The sequence below is a fragment of the Novipirellula artificiosorum genome, from assembly GCF_007860135.1.
Classification (GTDB): Bacteria; Planctomycetota; Planctomycetia; order Pirellulales; family Pirellulaceae; genus Novipirellula_A; species Novipirellula_A artificiosorum.
In genome coordinates this window covers 188387-207189 of record NZ_SJPV01000001.1, presented here as the reverse complement: position 1 = coordinate 207189, position 18803 = coordinate 188387, and the positions used below count along the sequence as shown (strand labels likewise).

Here is an 18803-nt window from a genome sequence, read left to right as displayed (position 1 = left end):
TGGCCAATTGTTGGCCTTTCTACCCTTTGCCCCGTTACGCCCCGAGTTCTATTCTTACAATAAAAACCCGGCAATGGCCGCTTGAACCGCGGATCCGGCCCCACTCACTCCACTTCTCAGGACTTCCTGTGATCGTCATTTCGAAATTGAATCGATTTCGCGTGTTGCTCGGCTGCTTGTTCGTTGGATTCGCGTGCCTCCACACGCAGGCGACGTTGGCTCAAGGCTTTTTCCGCCCGATTGCCGGGACTCCATCGGGCCGGTTCATCGACGCCCCGCGAAGCATGCTACAGCAGTTACGCGAAGCGGAGCGTTCGATTGAGGACCAAAGCTACAGCGATGCGGTTGTTCGGCTCGGTGATTTGTTGCAAAGAGACGTCGAACCGGTCGAGGAGTCCCAGCTTAGCGGACAAGACTTTTTCCTCGATGCGGCCGAAGCGAATGTGCCGAACCAGTTGATCCGAGAAAGTTTGTACCACCGTGCCCGCACAATCATCGGTAGCTTGCCCACCGTGGCTCGCGATACGTACCAACTGCGATACGGGCCGCTGGCAAGAAAAATGCTTGACGACGCTGCGGCGACGCGTGACTGGGACATGGTTGCCGAAGTTCGCCGAAAGTACTTCCACACCGAAGCCGGTTACGATGCCTCGCTGTTGCTGGCCCACCGAGACCTGTTGAGCGGACACCCCTTGTCCGCATCTTTGATGCTTGATGACGTCATCGCCTCGCCCGCGGCGATCAACCAAATGGGCGCTGCGGTCCATCTATTGTACGCGGTCGCGTGCCATGCAGCCGGTCGAACGATTGACCGAGATCGCTTGCCCACTGGCTCGGCAACGCTCGATGGCATCGCACAAAGCCTTCCCCCAGCCGAGGAGCTTGTCGATTGGGTGGACTCGCGTTCTCGCGCCGCCGTGCCCCTCGTTGGGGATGTGACCAACTATCCGGTTTTTGGTGGCACGCTGGATCGAAACGACCGAGATGTCGGTGAAATGCCGCTCGCCAACGAACGTTGGATGCTCGACACCACGGCCAGCCCCCGACAAACGCGGTCCCTGCGAGAGATCACGCATGGACTCACTTCAAGCGGAAAACTGCCCCCTCCCAGCTGGTCACCGATTCGTGTTGGCGATTATCTGTTGATGAGAACGACGGAGCGGCTCGTGGGTGTCGATTTCTCAAGTGGCAAGCGAGTCTGGATGTACCCTTGGTTTTCGCCGAGCAAGAACTACGAAAGCGAGTCGGTTGAATTCGACGCCATTCCTGGTGAAGAGGAAGTCAACGATTTGTTGAGCCAACGAGTCTGGAACGACTTGCCTTATGGGCAGATGACTAGCGATGGCACCCGAGTCTTCATGTTAGACGATTTGAGCGAGGTCGAAATGGCGACCTTCAGCCCGATCATGGGGATGCAGGGGACTCGACCAAGTGAATCGGGAAGCAACACGTTGGTCGCGCTCGACTTGGCGTCCGAAGGGAAACTACGTTGGCGAATCGGCAAAGGCGAAGACGTCGCTTCGACTTTGTCCGATGCATTTTTTCTTGGCCCGCCGCTGCCGCTCGATGGTCGACTCTACGTGATGGCAGAGATCGCGGGTGACATTTCGCTGATCTGTCTTGAACCCGCTACGGGCAAAGAAATTTGGCGTCAACACTTGGTCGCCGTCGAAACCGGTACCGTCGATACCGACACCCTTCGACGCGTCGCTGGTGCAACGCCGACCTATCACGAAGGAGTCCTGATTTGCCCCACCGGTGCCGGGGCCTGCGTAGCCGTCGATCTTGTGGATCGCATGCTGCGATGGGGTGTCACCTACGAGCGCAACGACGACATCGTGCGCGGCATGAGTACTCGCGGGCGACGGGGAGTCGAGGCGACGCAGTTGATGCAGCGTTGGCAGAGTGGCGCGGCGATTGCGAACGAACGAGTGGTTTTGTTGACACCGATCGAATCTAACCGCCTGTTTGGATGCGATTTGCTCACCGGCGAATCCCTCTTCCCCCCCAAGGACCGAGTGATTTTCCGTTGGTTGGCTGGGATTCGTGATGGCGACTTCTTTCTGGTCGGCAACAACCAAATGGCTGCGTTCGACATCGCCAGCGGAAAGAACCTGTGGACAACGCCCCCGGGTTTGGTGACGGTGGGACAACAAATCTCGGGGCGTGGGGTTTTTACCACCGACGCATACCTGCTGCCGACGACCAGCAATGAATTGGTCAAAGTATCGCTCAAAGACGGTTCGGTCGCGGACCGCCGCGTCTTGCGTTTCCAACTGGGCAACCTGCTCGCGACCGACGGTGAATTGATTTCACAAACTGCCACCACCATCGCAGTGGCCTATGGCGAAGAGTCACTCGGCCCCAAGGTGGAAAAGGCGCTGAAGGCAAATCCCGATGACACGCAAGCCATCATTCGCAAGGCGGAGTTGCTGATCCAGGCGGGGCAGCGAAGCGAAGCGCTGCGGTTGCTTGGAAAAGCGAGAGAAATGGAACCGGACAACGACGAGGTGGTGATGTTGTCCGTCACGGCCATGCTCGATTTACTTCGAGAAACGCCCGATATCAGTGGCGAACTGGTGGAGACGCTTGACCAATTGATCTATCAACCGGAACAGCGAGTTGAATTGTTGGCGCTCCGGATTCGTGCCGCTTTGCAGGACAAGGAGTATGAAACGGCCGCGCAACAGATGATTGAACTCTCCTCCTTGGCTACGTCCGAGTCGACGGCCGATGAGGCCGCAGGTCGTGTGATTTCGCAATCCGCTCGCCAGTGCTCGCTCGACGCATGGCTCGCCGCTCGTGCCAACGAGATGGCAAGGAACATGCCTTCGCAGCAGCGAGCCGCAGTCAACAACGTGATCATCGAATCCTTGGCCAAGCGACTGCATGGTTCCAATCCTTTGTTGGCTCGGACGGTGAACCAATTCGGATCTTTGGAAGGATCCGAACCGCTGCGTCAGCAGTTGTCGGACCGCTATCAAGAAGATAATCAATGGCTTCGAGCTGCCTGCTTAGAGGTCGGAACCAACCTGTTGACACACGCATCGATCGCGAAGCTGCCGACCGACCGATTGCTAAGACTTGCCGAGGTGTTGGCGTTTGCACGCCTCGGCGGTGACGCAGCCGAGGTCATCAAGGAACTTCGGCGACGTGAAGATGCACCTGCAGCCGAACTGCTTGGCCCGATGGCCGAAATGGCATCGCAATTGGGGAGTCGATACACCAACACGATGGATTGGCCCGACAAGGCTCAAGTCCAATGGGAACCAACACCAAGTGGAATGCGAGCCGCAATGGGCTTCCGCCAACAGGTTGCCGATACCGTTTTTCTCGGCGGCGAGACGTTTCGTGGTTGGCGGTTGGTCAGTGAAGGCGCCTACTCCTTGGCGCTTCGGACACCGCTGGGTGATCCGCGTGGGATTCCGGTTGCCGACGAAACCCGCCAACGCGAAACCGGCCAAAACCTAGCGAAGATTGCCGGGGGCGTGATGGTCATTGTGACACGAAATTCCATTGTCGGTGTGGACTTACTCAAACTGGTGTATCAGGAAGGGGGCAGCGTGATGTGGCGACACGAACTTGGCGGCGACGCTGCGCCGATGCTGGATCGGCGAAGTCACAGCACACCGTTTGGCGACCAAGTGTTTGAATACTTGATCAAGGGGACTGCGGCTCGGAGCAGCATTCCGAAGTTGAGTCTTGGCCCGATTCTCGGTGATCGCGTGCTATGGCTTCAAGGTGGTGAGTTGATGTCCGCTGATCTGTTTTCGTCCGAAATCCAGTGGCGCAATGCAGCCGCGCCGACCAGCGGGGTCGTGTTGTCCAATGGGACCGAGGTCGCGGTGGTGTCCGACGACGAAAAGCGGATCGTCCTGTTCGACATTTTCGACGGTTCGAAAACCCGTGAACTTGCCTTCGAGCGAGGCCAAGTTTGGGCCGCGGAAGGGAAGTATGTCTTATCCTATCAACCGATCAGTGGACAGGATGGGCATTATCGAGTCGAGTTGTATGATCCGTTTGAAGACCAAGTGGTTTTGGAGCGGGAAACCCTTGAAGGGAATCGAACCAGCCGCGATCTGCCGGCATCGTACGGGCTGATTGTGGACGGCCGGTGGTTAACGATGATGGACACCGAGGGAAACGCGATCGTGTGGGACATTGTTGGAGGCAAAGAAATCGCTGCCTTAAGCGTGCCTGCCTATGCCGACTTGATTGGGCTGCACGCCACGACCATGGGGGATCAGTTGTACGTGCTGCCGACGCGGCGGGGAAAAGAAAACGAATTGGCTCCGGCTCCAATGCTACAGACACGACAAAGTAACGATCATGAAACGACCAACGCTGTGTTAGCGATCTCGTTAAGCAGTGGGGCGCTGGTTTGGGAAAAGGAATTCAGCGAACCTTGGGGATGCACGGTCCATCAACCCGATAGCTCACCCGTGTTGCTGCTGACCCGTAGCCATTCGACGTATTCCCCCGTCAACCCACAAGTCCGCAAACGAACGCTCGACGTGATGGCCTTGGACATCCGCGATGGCGAAGAAGTCGTTTCGGTGCTTGACAAAGAGGTGAGCAGCAACACGAATGAATTGGTCACGCACGTGCGAATTCCTCCGCAGCAACCGCTTGTCATCGTTGAGATTGGACTTGAGAAATTGCAGATCGTGTTCGGCGAACCGGAACCGCAATCCTCCTCGGCAGCTGCTCCCCGCGAGGACGAAAGTGGCGAGGGGGCCGCCAAGGAAGCGGAGGCCCCATCACCCTAAAATAGGCTCGCTCCAAAATAGGCTCGCTCCAACGTTACGGCTTGTGTTCTTGATGACAAGCTTTGCAGTTTGCCGCTTTGGTCAACATGTCACCTGCTTTTTGATCGCCGTCGACAGCCGCTTTGCCCGCTTTGACTAACGCCTCGGTCATGAGCTTCCAAGTGTCTTCGCTTCCCTTTGGCGGTTGGTTCTTTGCCATTTCCACCAACAACTCGTGCAGTTGTTTCTTCTCTTCATCCGTTGCTTTCCCCGAGGCAACTTTCTTGACGAGCGGACCCTTGAAACACTTCTTCATGACCTCTTTGATTGTCGCCTTGGGTTCCGTTTCAGGATCGGGATCGTCGGCAACCACGGGCAAGTAAACCGCGGTACTGAGGAACAAGCAGCAACTGAGCGTACAAACGGTTGTCAGAAACGGGGTGCGGTGCATGGTTCTTCTCAAAAGGAAAAAAGGGGCAGAATACGAGCTGCCAAGAAATCGGCTCCGCTCGCGACGACGTCAGTTTAAGCAATCTCCAAACCAAGTGCGACAATTTCCCGCACCCAAGTTTGCGTTTCTCGAGGAAAGCAAGCCCACCGCTGAATTGGCAAATCATTGCAACCATCGATCCCCATGGTCCGCCTGTTCGCCTCGCCTTTGCATGGGCTAACGGCGTAAGGATTGCCGAAGATTGGGGTTGGGGATTCTCTGGGATTAGGAGCGATTGCCAAAGGTTCGATGATTTTGTGGATTGACCGGGGCGAGCATGATCTGATTTTGGCAACATTTCTCAACGTGTGTGTTCCCTATCTCATTGTACTGGCGCCTTTAGCAGTTCATAATCAGCTGCCCATTGGCTGCAGCAGGCTGCCCCCACCTTGATGGTCGTCTCTCGCCGTTTTGTTCGAGCAAACGCGGTTCAGCTCGGATGCCGCTTTTGTTTCAACCGCTTGAACCAAGCTTTTCCGCGATACTTTTTGATATGTCTTCACTTGAAATCACTTCCAGTACTGGATTCCTTGGCGATCTTGTCGAGCGTTTGACACAGACCTTCGTCGCCGAGCATTCGCGACCACCCGAGTGGGTGATCGCGGCACCGGGACGTGTCAATTTGATTGGCGAACACATCGATTACAACGATGGCTTCGTGTTGCCGATGGCCATTGAGCGTTACGTTGTGATTGCAGCTGCCAGCCGCAATGACGATTCACGACGCGTGTCACTGCACAGCGTCAACTTGAATGAAACCGCTCAGATTGATTTGTCGAAACCACTCGCGCCCTCGACGCCGCCCACATGGTACGCCTATGTCGAAGGCGTCGTTGCGGGATTCCTCGAAAGGATGGGCCCCGATGCATCGCAACAACTCCCATCGATGGATTGGTTGATTGAGTCCAACGTGCCGGTCGGTGGTGGGTTGAGCAGCAGTGCGGCATTGGAAGTTGCCACCGCCACCTTGCTCGAAGCCGTTACGGGTGTGTCGTTAGCGATGGACGAAAAGGCGCTGTTGTGTCAAAAGGCCGAACACGAATTTGCCGGCGTCCCCTGTGGGATCATGGACCAATTCAGTAGCGTCTTCGGACAAGAGAACGCCTTCATGCTGCTCGATTGCCGGACGCAAGAACTTCGGCACGTTCCGTTTTCAAGCAATAAAATCTCGGTTTTGATCACCAACAGCAATGTGAAGCACGAACTCACCGGTGGCGAATATGCCCAGCGGCGTTGCGAATGTGATTCAGCGCTGAAGAAGTTGGGCAGACCTTCTTGGCGAGATGTCACGCTCGAGATTCTCGACGCAGGCAAAGACAAGTTGACGGAGGTCGAGTTCCGTCGGGGGCGGCACGTGGTTTCCGAGATTGACCGTACTCAGAAGGCAGCGTCTGCAATCGAATCGGGTGATTGGCAACAGCTTGGTGAGTTGATGTACGCCAGTCATGCTTCGCTGCGGGACGATTACGAAGTCAGTTGCGACGAACTGGACCTGTTGGTCGACTTGGCAAACAAGATCGGTCCCGCAGGCGGCATCCATGGTTCGCGGATGACGGGTGGTGGTTTTGGCGGCTGTACGGTCACGCTCGTTGAATCCGACAAAGCCGTCGAAGTCAGTGCAATCATGGCGAAGCAATACGAACAGCAAAGTGGCATCAAGCCCCAATTGTTTGCCAGTCGGCCTGCATTGGGTGCCCACAAGATCGACCGAGCCAACACCTAGCCGCCGCGCGAAAGACGCAGCTTGCTGGGGGCTCCCCTCCCAACCTGAGTCGTTGAAAGATTCATACGAACGTTCTTAATTGAAAGGCGAAACACTGATGGGCATTTTGGATATCCTGGTCTTTGTTGGTTTCATTGTGGCCGTGATTTCGATCGGTTTGTACAAGAGTCGCGAGGACGATGAAGAAAAGGATGCTCAAGACTATTTCCTTGCCGGTCGCGGATTGACCTGGTATTTGGTGGGTTTTTCGTTGATCGCGGCGAACATTTCTACCGAACAGTTTGTGGGAATGACGGGCAAGGCTGCCGATTGGCTCGGCATGGCAATCGCTAGTTACGAGTGGATGGCTGCGGTGACGTTGGTCGTCACGGCATTTGTGTTTTTGCCGGTGTTCCTCAAGAGCGGCATCTACACGATCCCTGAATTTCTCGAGTATCGCTACAACACGTTCGCCCGAACCGTAATGGCGATTAGCACGATGGTGATTTTGGTGGGAGTACCGACCGCGTCGGTGATCTACTCCGGTGCAAAGGTCATCACGGGCAACTTTCAAGGCTTGACGGTGTTGGGTTTGGACCTCGGCAGCATTACCGTCGGTTGCTGGATCATTGGAATCTTGGCGGCAGCCTACGTGTTTGCTGGCGGCTTGAAAGCGTGTGCCTGGGCCGACCTGTTGCAGGGATCCGCGCTGATTATCGGTGGTGTCGTGATCGCCTATTTTGCCTTCAGTTTGATTGCCGACACCGACCCGAGCGAATTGATTAAGACGGCTCGAAACAGCGAAGTGACGGTAGAAAGCCTTGAAGCGGCAGGCCCGATTGAGCGGTTTTATGATCTGAACAAGGGCCCGCTACCGGATGGGAAATTGCACATGGTCCGACCGGTGGACGATCCTGAGATTCCCTGGACGGCTTTGCTGATTGGCCTCTGGATTCCTAACTTCTTTTACTGGGGACTGAACCAATACATTACCCAGCGAACGTTGGGGTCGAAGTCACTCGCCCAGGGCCAGAAAGGGGTTGTCTTTGCAGCGTTCCTGAAGTTGATCATCCCATTCATTGTCGTGGTGCCGGGGATTTTGGCGTTCAACTTGTTTAACGGTGAGCTACGGGAAGATGCCGTCAGTCGCAACGCGATGATCATGGCGGAAAAAACGCCGGAGCTCTACAAGAATCTGTCGGACAAGATGAAGCCTGATGCGGAGAAATCACGTAACACGATCGTTGCCGGAAAGATTGAGTCGATTTTAGAAGAGGCGAAGCCCAACGAGTTCACCACCCTCTACACGTTCAACGATGTGTTCGCAAGCATGAACACCGAGGATGCTGTGGCGGTCGCTCAATTCAATCGCGACCAACTCCGTGGTCTTGTTGATCTGGAAGAGGCGTCCGACACCCTCAGCGATGCGGAATTGATCGCCGCCAATAGCGAGGTGGCCGCAGCCGGTCTGGCCGCGCTCGAGGAAAAGGCCGATATCGAAACCTTGGTGCCACACGACTATGACAACGCGTTTCCAACTTTGATTCGCGAGCTGATTCCTATCGGCTCCGGAATCAAGGGTTTTGTTTTAGCCGCCATCTTTGGAGCGGTGGTGAGTTCGCTGGCCTCCATGCTTAACTCAGCGTCCACGATCTTTACGATGGACATTTACTACAAACTACGTCCCGATTCCTCGCAAACCGGCTTGGTCTCCGTGGGGCGAATTTGCACGATCGTGTTTGTCTTGATCGCAATGATCATCGCACCCTTCTTGGGGCACCCGTCGTTCGGTGGGATCTTCACGTTCATCCAAGAATTCCAAGGCTTTATCTCGCCCGGAATCTTGGCGATCTTTTTGTTCGGGTTGCTCGTCCATCGCGCTCCTCGCTCGGTTGGTACCGTTGGGCTCTTGTTGAATCCGGTGCTCTACGGGGCATTGAAGTTTTCGCCCCTGACGGCCGACATCACCTTCCTCAACCGGATGGCGATTTGCTTTGGTGCGGTGCTGGTGGTGCTAACGCTGATGACGTTGATCAATCCCTTGAAAGTTCCCGTAACCTTGCCCGTCAATGAGAAGATGGATTTGACCGGTTCGAAACCCGCTAAGTTCTGGGGAGGGGTTGTGGTCGCGCTAACCATTCTCTTGTATGTCGTGTTCTATTAAAGACAATTTGAGGAATCGAACACTTAGGGCAAACGCCTGTTTACAATAGGCGTTTGGCCGTCTGCAACGACAGCCCGTTTCGTCCCCTGGGCGAGACGGATTCAATTCGAGTTCTTTGGCCAGAAAACTACTGAAGGCAAATGAGATGAAATATCGATCGATGCTACTGGTACCTGCAATGCTTTGCTTGTTAGGGGGACTTGACCTGCGACCCGTCTCGGGGGAAGTGGCGGTCGAAGACTTCGATAGCATCAAGCTGTACACGCTGAAAAATAGCTCTGGCATGACCGTCAAAGTGACCAACTTTGGCGCGATCATCACTTCGATTGTCGTTCCGGATCGTGATGGCAATATGGGCGACGTCGCCCTGGGGTACAACCGAGTCGAGGACTACATCAATGCGGTAGACAAACCCTACTTTGGGGCGGTGGTTGGCCGCTATGGGAACCGGATCGCCAAGGGGGAGTTTTCAATCGACGGCGAAACCTACACCTTGGCGACCAATAACAATGCAAACCATCTGCACGGGGGTGTCATTGGCTTTGATAAGGTGGTTTGGGATGCCAAACCCATGGAAGGGGACGGATGGTCCGGAATCGAACTGAGCTACTTGGCCAAAGACCTCGAGGAGGGTTACCCGGGGAATTTGAACGTGAAGGTCACGTATCGATTGACCAACGCCAATGAACTGGTGATTGACTACTTGGCGACGACCGATAAGAAGACACCGGTGAACGTCACGCAGCACACCTACTTTAACCTCAAAGGCGAAGGGGAAGGCACCATCCTTGACCACGCATTGATGCTCAATGCGAAGAAGTACACGCCGATTGACGATGGTTTGATCCCCACCGGTGAATTGGCAGACGTCGCGGGAACACCGTTTGACTTTACGACAGCCAAGGCAATCGGCCGCGATGTCGAACAGAAGCATGAACAGTTGACGTTCGGACTTGGCTACGACCACAACTTTGTGTTGGACAAAGGCGGCGATCCCAAAGCGGCAACCCTTGCGGCTCGGGTTACCGAAGCGACGACCGGACGTGTGCTCGAAATTCGGACGACCGAACCAGGAATTCAGTTCTACTGTGGCAACTTCCTGGACGGACGGCTTCAAGGGAAATCGGGGAAAACCTATGTCCATCGGGGTGGCTTCTGTTTAGAGACCCAGCACTATCCGGACAGCCCCAATCAGCCCAATTTCCCATCGACCCTTCTGAGCCCTGGCGAAGAGTATCGAACGACGACGACTTTCAAGTTCTCGACCCAGTGAGTTTCTTCGCTGACCTTGGATCGCATCGCCTGGACCCTGTGGGGGCCCAGGCATTTTTTTTGCGCTCACGGCATTTTTTTGCGCTCCCGGCATTGCGAAAATTGCGCGACGGTGGGCCCTTTCCAGGCTCTATCCCCTGGTGGCAACGTCAGAAACGACGGGGCCGAGACCATCCCGCTGAAACCGACCGTTGGGCCTCTTCGCATTTTGGCGTGATCTGGTAGTCTAGAACGGTGATCTTTTGAGTGATCTTTGATATGAATGTGGCAATGAGTAGCACGGCTTCCCGTACGATCTACAACGTCCCAAACGCGCTGACCACGGTGCGGTTTGCGCTGGCGATTGCCGTCATGGTGTTGATCCCGCTGGGCCACTTTGCCTCGGCGACGGTTGTGTTTCTGATCGCGGCGTCGACCGACTGGATGGACGGCTATTGGGCTCGAAAATACGGCCAAGTCACAAAGCTGGGGCGGATTTTTGATCCGTTTGTTGACAAGATCATCATCTGCGGTTCCTTCATCGCGTTGGTCGGGGTGGCAGAATCGGGCGTCGCATCATGGATGGCGACAATCGTGGTCGCTCGTGAATTGTTGGTGACCAGTCTGCGTGGGATCATCGAAGGATCGGGAGGCGATTTTTCGGCAAACTCCTTAGGCAAATGGAAGATGGTGCTTCAGTGTGCGGCGGTTGTGAGTGTTTTGCTCTGCTTGATCAACGACCCGGCTGCAACTTGGCTGCGGATCACGACATTAGGACTTCTTTGGTCGGCCATCGCTTTGACGGTCTATTCGGGCTATGACTACACCCTCGCTGCAGCTCGAGTGCTGCGAGATCAGGGTCGCGCCTGATGGAAACTCAGTTTGCCGCGATGCTGGGGGCTGGCGTGATCGCTGGTTTTCTCGCGGCCATGGTTTTGTGGACCAACGCGATCCGTCGCTGTGTGGGGTCACAACACCCTTGGGCCGAGACTTTGTTGCCGGCGGTGCCTCGAGAGCGACCGTATTGGTCCCCGTTTGACTTTCTGATGGCCTTTGGCTTGAGTCTCGTGTTTACGGTGCTGATGCAGCGCGTCTTCGCCTCACTGGGCTGGATCAGCCCCTTTCAAGCGGGCGAGTCCCTGCCGCTGAAGACGCTCGTCAGCAGTCTCACGGCCCAGGCGATTGGCGGTATCGTGGCGATCTTGGCAACCTTCGGCTGGTTGCGACTGATTCGGCCAGATGCTGCCAGGCAGTTGGGGCTTCGCTTCGAGTCCGGCGATGTTGCCTTGGGGCTTCGAGCTTCACTGATGCTGATTCCCCCCGTGCTGCTGATCAGCACGGCGGTGGCTTATCTTGTGCCGTACCATCATCCTGTCTTGGAATCGTTGGAAAAGTCGCCGAGCCTTGGCGTCTTTGCGATCTTATTCGTCGGGACAGCGATCGTCGCCCCACTGGTCGAAGAGTTCTTGTTTCGGGTCTTGTTGCAAGGCAGCTTGCAATCGCTGGCCGATCGAGGCGAAGCAAATCCCTACCTCGACGCTGCACCCGATTGCTGGAAACCACGAAGTTACTGGCCGATCTTCGTCACCAGTGCTTTCTTTGCGCTGATGCATTTGGGACAGGGCGCTGCCCCTGTACCGCTGTTTTTCTTATCGCTCGGGCTAGGGTTCTTGTATCGACAATCCGGTCGCATCTCGCTGCCGTTGATCGTCCATGTTGTACTCAACGGCTTCACGCTATGCGTTCAGTTCGTTCGTTTTTGGGTCGAGCGGCTGTAGAACCCTTTTCGGATAGGTTCTCAGTATTCGATCTCGATCACTTCCTTGCCGGAGCGCGTGGACAGGTCGATGTAAGTGTTGTAGTCGATGGTGTAGGGAACAAAGCGAACGCTGCCATCGACGAACGTTAAATGGCATCCACCCTCGTGCGAGCTCCAGTAGTGCTGCAAATGAATAAAGTACTCGGACCGATCGTAGGTTCCTTCGTAGATGCCCATGGTTGAGGAGAGGTAGTGTTCGCACTCGCTGCCGCCACAAATCGGCCATCCCCAACCAAGATCCTCGGGCATGTTCCGCTCTCCGAACAGCAGGGTCGTGCTGGTTCCATCGAGCACATCACGGAACCCTTTTTGGCTCTCGTCAAAAAAGATGCCGTTCCCATCTCGCATGCCGCCGCATCCGCCATAGGTTCCGGAAATATCGCTGTCATTGCTGCCACTCATCCCCAGATAGTTGACGGGATACAGCACACCACAATCGCCAGAGAGTGGCAACGGACCGGTCGGGCCGCTGAGGAGGGATCGATTTGAATTCACGTCGCTCGGGCAAAGCAAGATGCTGATTGGCTGGCTCGATGGATCCGTCGCTCCAATCGCTTGAAGGTTTTTTATCTGCTGGCCGCATCGGCCTTTGGAAAAATCCAGCGTTTCAAATTTCGCCGTCTGCTCCATGAAGGGGAGCAACTGGGAGATCATCCCCCACGAATAGCCGTTGCGGTCCGAGACGATGCTTCCGGACGGAAACGTATTGAACGCGGAGTGGTAGTTGTGAATGGCGAGTGCAAACTGTTTCGAATTGTTCGAGCAACTCATCCGCCGTGCGGCAGCGCGCGCCGATTGAACGGCCGGCAGCAAGAGTCCCACCAATACACCAATGATGCTGATCACGACCAGCAATTCCACGAGCGTGAAGCCGTGACGATGTTGCTCGGCAGGAGTGAGGTTTGATTTCATACAACAGGGTGCGTTAGTCATCAATCGTTTGAAGCAAAAAATCTCTCTTGGCTTTCCCATCACCAGGGACCACGTACTCAGCGACCCAGTTACGTTTCGCTTCATCCGAGGGTCGGTTTCCCGAGTGATCTCCGCCGCTGGTGACCTTGGCAGCAACGCCGCGTTTTGCTTGGTCGGCTGAGAGGTCGATGGCCACGGGATCGATCCCAATCATGATTTGGTGCGGTCCTTGATACGGGCCGTTCAATGCTGAAAACACGTATTGGCCATCGACAATGACCGTCGTTGCTGCGGGGCCAGAGGTTCCGCGGTTAGGCAAGAAACTGATCGATCCGCTCCGAATGGGGTGACCATCGACCTCGACCTTACCCGACATCGCTTGCCGAAGTGGCGGCGATGACGGACGGCAACCGCATGTCGCAAAAGCCATCCCCAGCAAACCAATCCGGATCATCCATTTAGACAAGAACATTCTCCCACGATGAGTTCAGCGAAAACCATTGTCGCGTCGATTCAACTGCAAGGCAAGTTAAGAGGCCGAGGACGTGGGGTCAAATTCGGATGCGGCGACCGCAGGGTAGAAGGACCAAGCAAGTAACGCGCCCGCCGAAACCAGGTACCCCGCGACAAACTCGAGAACCCGTTTTCGATCTTCCGCACCGAGCACCATCTCGCCCCAAGCATCCGGGCCAAACGGAACAAACAAACGGTTCCCCGGTAATGGCGAATGAATGATTCCGAAAAGCGTCAATCCTGCAGCAACCACGAAGACCACCCCCGCGAGACGCAAGCGCCGATCGATGGCGGCCGCTAAACACCAAGCCCACAGCAAACTGGTCAAGATGAAACCGTTGCTAAGCATTCCGAGTGTGATCATATCCTTCTGCAACAACCCATCAAGCGAATCAGCCGAGAAGTCGAGCCCTTGCAAGGCTGGGTCGCTTAGAATCCGCCCAGGCACACTCATCGCTAAGAATGCCAGCGCGGGCAAACAGGCCAATGCGACCGCAGCATAATGTCGACGGGGTGTTGCCAGGAAGCTTTGGGCGGTGATCTCCAGACCGATGAACACCAGAATCGGGAACACCACCGGCTTTGGGATCCACGCATTGAGTAGCCCAAAGTAGCCTACCAACCCAGCCGACCCCACCAATAAGGCCGTCGCTAACGTGTACGCTGCACGGCCGCCCATCGCCTTGTAGGCAGGATGCCCGATATACGGCGTGGTTTGGATCACGCCACCTGACAAACCGGCCAATAGCGTCGCGATCCCTTCAACACCGATCACCATGCGAGTGTCATAACGATCGCCCGCGGCGGCGGCACTTTCGGTACAGTCAATGCCGCCAACAATGGTTCCAATCGCAAAGGGAAACGCAATCGGCAAATAGGCCAAGGCATCCGGCAGGGCCGCCATCCAGGTCAAGGAATAACTCTCCATCCATTCCTTTGGGAACCACGCGATCGGCTCGGGTGAGGGAAGATGATAGCCACTGCCTTCCACAAAACACAGCAAATAGTAGACCGTGCCTGCCACCAACAACGCACCAAGTGTCCCGGGCGTTCGGCCGGGCAGGGGGATTTTCGCGACCAGCGTCGTCAGTACGATCACGAGCGCCAAAAGGCCTGGCAGCGGATGCCCGAGGATCTCAGTCAGTGGGAAGAAACTGATCAACACCAGCGCGATGGCTGCCAATGAGCCGAGCAGTCCGGCGCGTGGAACGACTCGTTGGACCCACTGTGTGATTGGGGCCAACGCCAACTTCAGCACGCCGCTGAGCACGATGCACCAAATGCCGATGTACCACGTTCGATAGGCAGCATCGATCGAATCGAGTCCCGCTTCAACGCCCTGCAAATAGGAGGGCCCAAGCACAAACAGCACGATACCGTACGTCGATGGCGTGTCGAGACCGAGCGGCATCGCCGTGACATCACGATTTCCGGTTTTCCTTGCTAACCGAAACGCCAGGAAGAAGAACGCCAGGTCGCCAACCAAAACGCCCAGGGCCGTGCCAGGAACCATTCGCGAAACCGCAAAGTCGGTTGGAAATCCAAACCCACTCAGCAGCGCCACCATCAACAGCAAGCCGACGATGTTGTCGAGCATCAAGCCAAAAAAGGCGTTGATATCGCCCGAGGTCCACCATTGGTACCGAAACTTATGTTCACGCGTCTGGTTCAAAGGAGCTCTTTCGCCTTTCGTTTGTGGGGATCCTAAGCGACCAATGTAGCAACAATGGGCCTGCAAAGGTTGCCTGGATTTCACATGCTGCCCCCCCGAACAGCGTGGTTTCTGGCGAACTATCTACCCTTAACCCTCGAAACCGTTTTGACTACCGCCAGATTTCTGAGATACTAGCAGGAGCGGCGGACGTGTCCGTTTTCGTCACAACCGCAGCGAGGGTGTGTCATTTTGACATGCATACTTCTGGCATAGAATTCGCGTTTCCTTTTATCGGGAAACACTTTTTTGTTTTCTTATTTTCTTTTTTTTCCATTCCTTCACTCCTCTGCGGGAGGCATCTTCGATGGCGACCACAACCAAGAAACAGTCGAAAGAACAGGAGGTTGCGTTCGGCGATCTGTCCGACGAAGGGCTGATCGTTCAGTATCGAGAATCCGCTGATCGGGCGCTTTTCGAAACGTTGATACGACGCTACGAACGCGAAATATTTAGCTACTTGCGGCGTTACCTCGGTAATGCGGACACCGCCGAGGAAGCGTTTCAAGGAACGTTTTTGCAGGTGCATTTGAAGTGTTACCAGTTTGATGCCACACGGCGGTTCCGCCCCTGGTTGTACGGCATTGCGACCAACCAAGCGATCGACGCCCAGCGGCGCAACAAACGGCACCGCATGGTCAGTTTGGACCGAAATCATGCGAACAACCAAGACGATCGATCGAGCAGTTGGTCCGAGAAATTGGTGGGTGACGCACCCGATCCACACGCGGTCGCGGCTCAGGAAGAAAATAGTCGTTGGGTGAACGCATCGGTTGCCAACTTAGGTGAATCGATGCAGCAGGTCATCCACTTGGTCTATTATCAGGGGTTGAAGTACCGAGAAGCGGCCGAAGTCCTCGGTATTCCGGTCGGGACGGTCAAGAGTCGATTGCACGTTGCGGTCCAACGTTTGGGAACGCTTTGGGAAGAAACGCATTCGCCGCCGACCGAGTAGATTGGCTTCGATTGAACCGTTTGCCGATCGAGCGCATAGAACAGGAAAGGCTTGTGCCGTTGGGCGTTCGCTTCCAAGGCTCGAGTCGGTTTGAACGCAATCCGGTTCTTTGAACCTGTTCCCAAGATTCGGTGTAGAAAGTAATGCACGAAGACCTACTCGGCTATCTACTCGGCGCGCTCGAACCGCACGAAATGCAGCGTGTGGCCGATCGGCTTCGAGTGGATCCCGAGGCGAGGCGTGAACTCGAGCGTTTAGAACAAGCCCTACGGCCGCTCGAAGAACATTATCAACCGCCCGCGAGTCCTCCGGTTGATTTGGTTTCAAAAACACTCTCTGGATTGCCGCCGTTACCGAGAGGTGACACCGAGTTTTCGGCCGCTGAGCCCCCGACGAGGGCTGACGCTGCAAAGGAAGCCAAGGCCCCTCGCGTCGGCTTGGCGCCCATGAGCGGTGGCGTTGAGGTTTCAGCGCGACCCGAGTTCACGTGGATGGATTGGGTTACGGGGGCGTTGAGTGCGGCGGTCTTGCTGGGGCTGCTGCTGCCATCGCTTGCCGAAGGACGTTTTGAAGCAAGGCGGTTGGCATGCCAAGATCAGCTTCGCCAATTTGGGACCGCGCTAACGCAATTCGTTACGCGGGATGAACAATCGCGACTTCCGGCGGTGGCCAAAGAAGGACCGGAAGCCTTTGCAGGCGTCTATGCGGTTCGCTTGAAAGCGGCCGGTTTGTTGGAGGACAGCACGACACGATGGTGTCCGTCTGTGGGGGCACCTGCGGAGGATGCGTTCCGGTTCTCGGAAGCGAACGAACTGCCGTCGGTGGAGCAATTGCATCATGCGTCGGTGGACCGACTCCGCGAATTGCAGCGGTTTGCGGGGGGGCACTATGCTTACACGCTTGGTGTGATCGATGGAAAGCAATTCGGCTCGCCGCGGTTTGAATCGCGATCGTCTTTCGCCGTGATGAGCGATGCTCCGTCGAATCAGTTTGCAGGATTTGCAACGCAACCGAAGAGTGTCGGTCATGGAGGCTATGGCATCAACGTTTTGTACGAGGACGGGCGTGTGCAATTTGTGACGCTACCGACGCTCGATCACATTCCCGATCACCCGTGGCTCAATCACCACGGCCAAGTTGAAGCGGGTGTGAACATCGACGATGCATCGCTTGCCCCAAGTTGGCGTCCCCCCTTTACGAATGTTCGTCAGCGATAAAAAGCAAGCCACCCCGTCGCGCTAAGACAAACTCAATCCACCTCGATCAGGACACCCCGAGGGCCTGCGTTGAGGATGCGTGATTCACACAGCACCACTTGTTTTTCCCAGTCACAGTGGATGTGACCACAGACCACGAGCTTGGGCATCTTAGTTTCGATGGCCATGCGTATCGCGTGACTACCACGCACCCGTCCCGTCGTATCGTGATCAACGGTGTCAATCGGCGGTGAGTGAACCACGAGAATCCCCTTTGTCGGACACCCGTTGAGCAGTCGTTTGGCTTGTGTTTCGTCGAAGTCATAACTCCAATCGCCAAATGGCGTGACCGGAATTCCACCACCGACCCCCCAGAAGTCGATGCCATCGATTTCACAGCCTTCGCCGTGCAGCACGCGGGCCGACTTCCAGATCTTGGCAGCCGATCTCAGTTCCTCAGCGGTTTCGCCATTGCCCGGAACCAGAACGGTTGGCTTGTCAATCGCGGCGAGAATCTCGAGCGTATCGTTGATGCCGAGGTGACGATTGGCAAAGTCACCGGCGCCCAGAACAACGTCCGCATCCGCTGCCAGGGAAACAAGGTTTGCCGCCGCAACGGTATCGCGGTGTAGATCGCTAAAGCAAAGGTATTTCATGGGATCCCGCACATTTTTCTTGGGGGCCATCCGGGATGATTTTTGGGTGGTTCCAGGATGTTGGATTTTGGGGGGCGTACCGACGTCGGCCGGATTTGACGATCGAATCGACCAGGATAACGTTTTGCAACAACGCGTTGTAGCGAGGATCGGATGAGGGCTATCTGCCAGAGGAAGGCATCGGCGACGGTTTCGGTTAAGATAGAGCCTGCCGCGATTTTTGGCCCACACCCCTCCCGCTGTGACAGCTCGTCCCCCATTCCTCATGCCGAACGATTTCTTTGCTGATCGTCGCCGCAGTGTCTTGCTACTGGTTGTCGTCTTGATGATGACCCTCAGCGTTGTGGCGTGGTGGTTTGGTGATGACAACGCATCACGTTTTGCTGCCGCTGCCATGGGGCGCATCGGGTTGGTTCTGGGAGCACTTTGGCTCGCCTGGCCGTCACTCCGTCGGCCTGCTCAATGGCTGCCGGCTGGCGTTTCCGTGATCGGCGTCGTGGCGTTAATGGTTTTGGCGGCTCAACCACGGTTGATTTTCGCCGTCTTGCCTGCGGTGGGGACGTTGATGGCTCTGACCGTTGCGGTCAAGACGTTTCGCGGGCGCGGCTGATCTGCCCATGAAACATCTCGTTTCACGGCATCTGCCAACCAAGCTTACAGCCGAATAATCGTATTTGGCGACAAAA

General features: G+C 55.9%; 14 protein-coding genes. 9 read left to right on the top strand and 5 right to left on the bottom strand.

The features are described 5' to 3' along the window. Positions 1-128: 128 nt before the first annotated feature. Complete coding sequence (locus tag Poly41_RS00560) at positions 129-4769, top strand: outer membrane protein assembly factor BamB family protein (protein ID WP_146523991.1); 4641 nt, start codon at positions 129-131, stop codon at positions 4767-4769. Positions 4770-4803: 34 nt separating this feature from the next. Here the strand turns inward: Poly41_RS00560 and Poly41_RS00555 are convergent, their stop codons facing one another. Then, positions 4804-5199: a hypothetical protein gene (locus Poly41_RS00555; RefSeq protein ID WP_146523990.1), complete on the bottom strand. Its 396-nt coding sequence runs from the start codon at positions 5197-5199 to the stop codon at positions 4804-4806. Between the two features lie 532 nt (positions 5200-5731). On the opposite strand from Poly41_RS00555, the gene galK reads away from it, so the two are divergent. From galK to Poly41_RS00530, 5 genes are all read left to right on the top strand, one after another. Then, a complete protein-coding gene (gene galK, locus Poly41_RS00550) occupies positions 5732-6961 on the top strand; it encodes a galactokinase (protein WP_146523989.1) in 1230 nt (409 codons plus the stop codon). A gap of 97 nt (positions 6962-7058) precedes the next feature. Further along, positions 7059-9104, top strand: coding sequence for a sodium:solute symporter family transporter (locus tag Poly41_RS00545; RefSeq protein WP_146523988.1), 2046 nt, complete (start codon positions 7059-7061; stop codon positions 9102-9104). A 145-nt stretch (positions 9105-9249) separates the two neighbouring features. Beyond that, the gene (locus tag Poly41_RS00540; RefSeq protein WP_146523987.1) at positions 9250-10377 is read left to right on the top strand and encodes an aldose epimerase family protein; all 1128 of its coding nucleotides are present in this window, start codon (positions 9250-9252) and stop codon (positions 10375-10377) included. 269 nt (positions 10378-10646) lie between these two features. After that, positions 10647-11225: a CDP-diacylglycerol--glycerol-3-phosphate 3-phosphatidyltransferase gene (gene pgsA, locus Poly41_RS00535; protein WP_146523986.1), complete on the top strand. Its 579-nt coding sequence runs from the start codon at positions 10647-10649 to the stop codon at positions 11223-11225. Beyond that, the gene (locus Poly41_RS00530) at positions 11225-12133 is read left to right on the top strand and encodes a CPBP family intramembrane glutamic endopeptidase (protein WP_146523985.1); all 909 of its coding nucleotides are present in this window, start codon (positions 11225-11227) and stop codon (positions 12131-12133) included. Before pgsA ends, Poly41_RS00530 begins: the two co-directional genes overlap by 1 nt. A 20-nt stretch (positions 12134-12153) precedes the next feature. Here the strand turns inward: Poly41_RS00530 and Poly41_RS00525 are convergent, their stop codons facing one another. The 3 genes from Poly41_RS00525 to Poly41_RS00515 are packed head-to-tail and all read right to left on the bottom strand — an operon-like array spanning position 12154 to position 15196. Then, positions 12154-13086, bottom strand: coding sequence for a DUF1559 domain-containing protein (locus Poly41_RS00525; RefSeq protein WP_197230966.1), 933 nt, complete (start codon positions 13084-13086; stop codon positions 12154-12156). 13 nt (positions 13087-13099) lie between these two features. Beyond that, positions 13100-13558 carry a hypothetical protein gene (locus tag Poly41_RS00520; RefSeq protein ID WP_146523983.1) on the bottom strand — a complete coding sequence of 153 codons (459 nt, stop codon included), beginning with the start codon at positions 13556-13558 and terminating at the stop codon, positions 13100-13102. A 57-nt stretch (positions 13559-13615) separates the two neighbouring features. Next, positions 13616-15196, bottom strand: coding sequence for a permease (locus Poly41_RS00515; protein WP_146524902.1), 1581 nt, complete (start codon positions 15194-15196; stop codon positions 13616-13618). 421 nt (positions 15197-15617) lie between these two features. Between Poly41_RS00515 and Poly41_RS00510 the strand changes: the two genes are divergently transcribed. After that, positions 15618-16265 (top strand): RNA polymerase sigma factor, encoded by a 648-nt coding sequence (locus tag Poly41_RS00510; RefSeq protein WP_146523982.1) that lies wholly within the window; start codon positions 15618-15620, stop codon positions 16263-16265. A gap of 143 nt (positions 16266-16408) precedes the next feature. Beyond that, the gene (locus tag Poly41_RS00505; RefSeq protein WP_146523981.1) at positions 16409-17482 is read left to right on the top strand and encodes an anti-sigma factor family protein; all 1074 of its coding nucleotides are present in this window, start codon (positions 16409-16411) and stop codon (positions 17480-17482) included. 32 nt (positions 17483-17514) lie between these two features. Here the strand turns inward: Poly41_RS00505 and Poly41_RS00500 are convergent, their stop codons facing one another. Continuing rightward, positions 17515-18117, bottom strand: coding sequence for a metallophosphoesterase family protein (locus Poly41_RS00500; protein WP_146523980.1), 603 nt, complete (start codon positions 18115-18117; stop codon positions 17515-17517). A gap of 265 nt (positions 18118-18382) precedes the next feature. Here Poly41_RS00500 and Poly41_RS00495 point away from each other — a divergent pair, with 265 nt between their 5' ends. Then, on the top strand, positions 18383-18727 hold the full coding sequence (locus Poly41_RS00495; protein ID WP_146523979.1) for a hypothetical protein: 345 nt from the start codon (positions 18383-18385) through the stop codon (positions 18725-18727). Positions 18728-18803: the final 76 nt, after the last annotated feature.

What these genes read in the sequence shown, in the direction of transcription:
- Poly41_RS00505 (WP_146523981.1), top strand. Translation starts at nt 16,409, where the DNA reads ATGCACGAAGACCTACTCGGCTATCTACTCGGCGCGCTCGAACCGCAC.
- Poly41_RS00525 (WP_197230966.1), bottom strand. Translation starts at nt 13,086, where the DNA reads ATGAAATCAAACCTCACTCCTGCCGAGCAACATCGTCACGGCTTCACG.
- pgsA (WP_146523986.1), top strand. Translation starts at nt 10,647, where the DNA reads ATGAGTAGCACGGCTTCCCGTACGATCTACAACGTCCCAAACGCGCTG.
- Poly41_RS00495 (WP_146523979.1), top strand. Translation starts at nt 18,383, where the DNA reads ATGCCGAACGATTTCTTTGCTGATCGTCGCCGCAGTGTCTTGCTACTG.
- Poly41_RS00520 (WP_146523983.1), bottom strand. Translation starts at nt 13,558, where the DNA reads ATGTTCTTGTCTAAATGGATGATCCGGATTGGTTTGCTGGGGATGGCT.
- Poly41_RS00500 (WP_146523980.1), bottom strand. Translation starts at nt 18,117, where the DNA reads ATGAAATACCTTTGCTTTAGCGATCTACACCGCGATACCGTTGCGGCG.
- galK (WP_146523989.1), top strand. Translation starts at nt 5,732, where the DNA reads ATGTCTTCACTTGAAATCACTTCCAGTACTGGATTCCTTGGCGATCTT.
- Poly41_RS00540 (WP_146523987.1), top strand. Translation starts at nt 9,250, where the DNA reads ATGAAATATCGATCGATGCTACTGGTACCTGCAATGCTTTGCTTGTTA.
- Poly41_RS00530 (WP_146523985.1), top strand. Translation starts at nt 11,225, where the DNA reads ATGGAAACTCAGTTTGCCGCGATGCTGGGGGCTGGCGTGATCGCTGGT.
- Poly41_RS00555 (WP_146523990.1), bottom strand. Translation starts at nt 5,199, where the DNA reads ATGCACCGCACCCCGTTTCTGACAACCGTTTGTACGCTCAGTTGCTGC.
- Poly41_RS00510 (WP_146523982.1), top strand. Translation starts at nt 15,618, where the DNA reads ATGGCGACCACAACCAAGAAACAGTCGAAAGAACAGGAGGTTGCGTTC.
- Poly41_RS00545 (WP_146523988.1), top strand. Translation starts at nt 7,059, where the DNA reads ATGGGCATTTTGGATATCCTGGTCTTTGTTGGTTTCATTGTGGCCGTG.
- Poly41_RS00515 (WP_146524902.1), bottom strand. Translation starts at nt 15,196, where the DNA reads ATGCTCGACAACATCGTCGGCTTGCTGTTGATGGTGGCGCTGCTGAGT.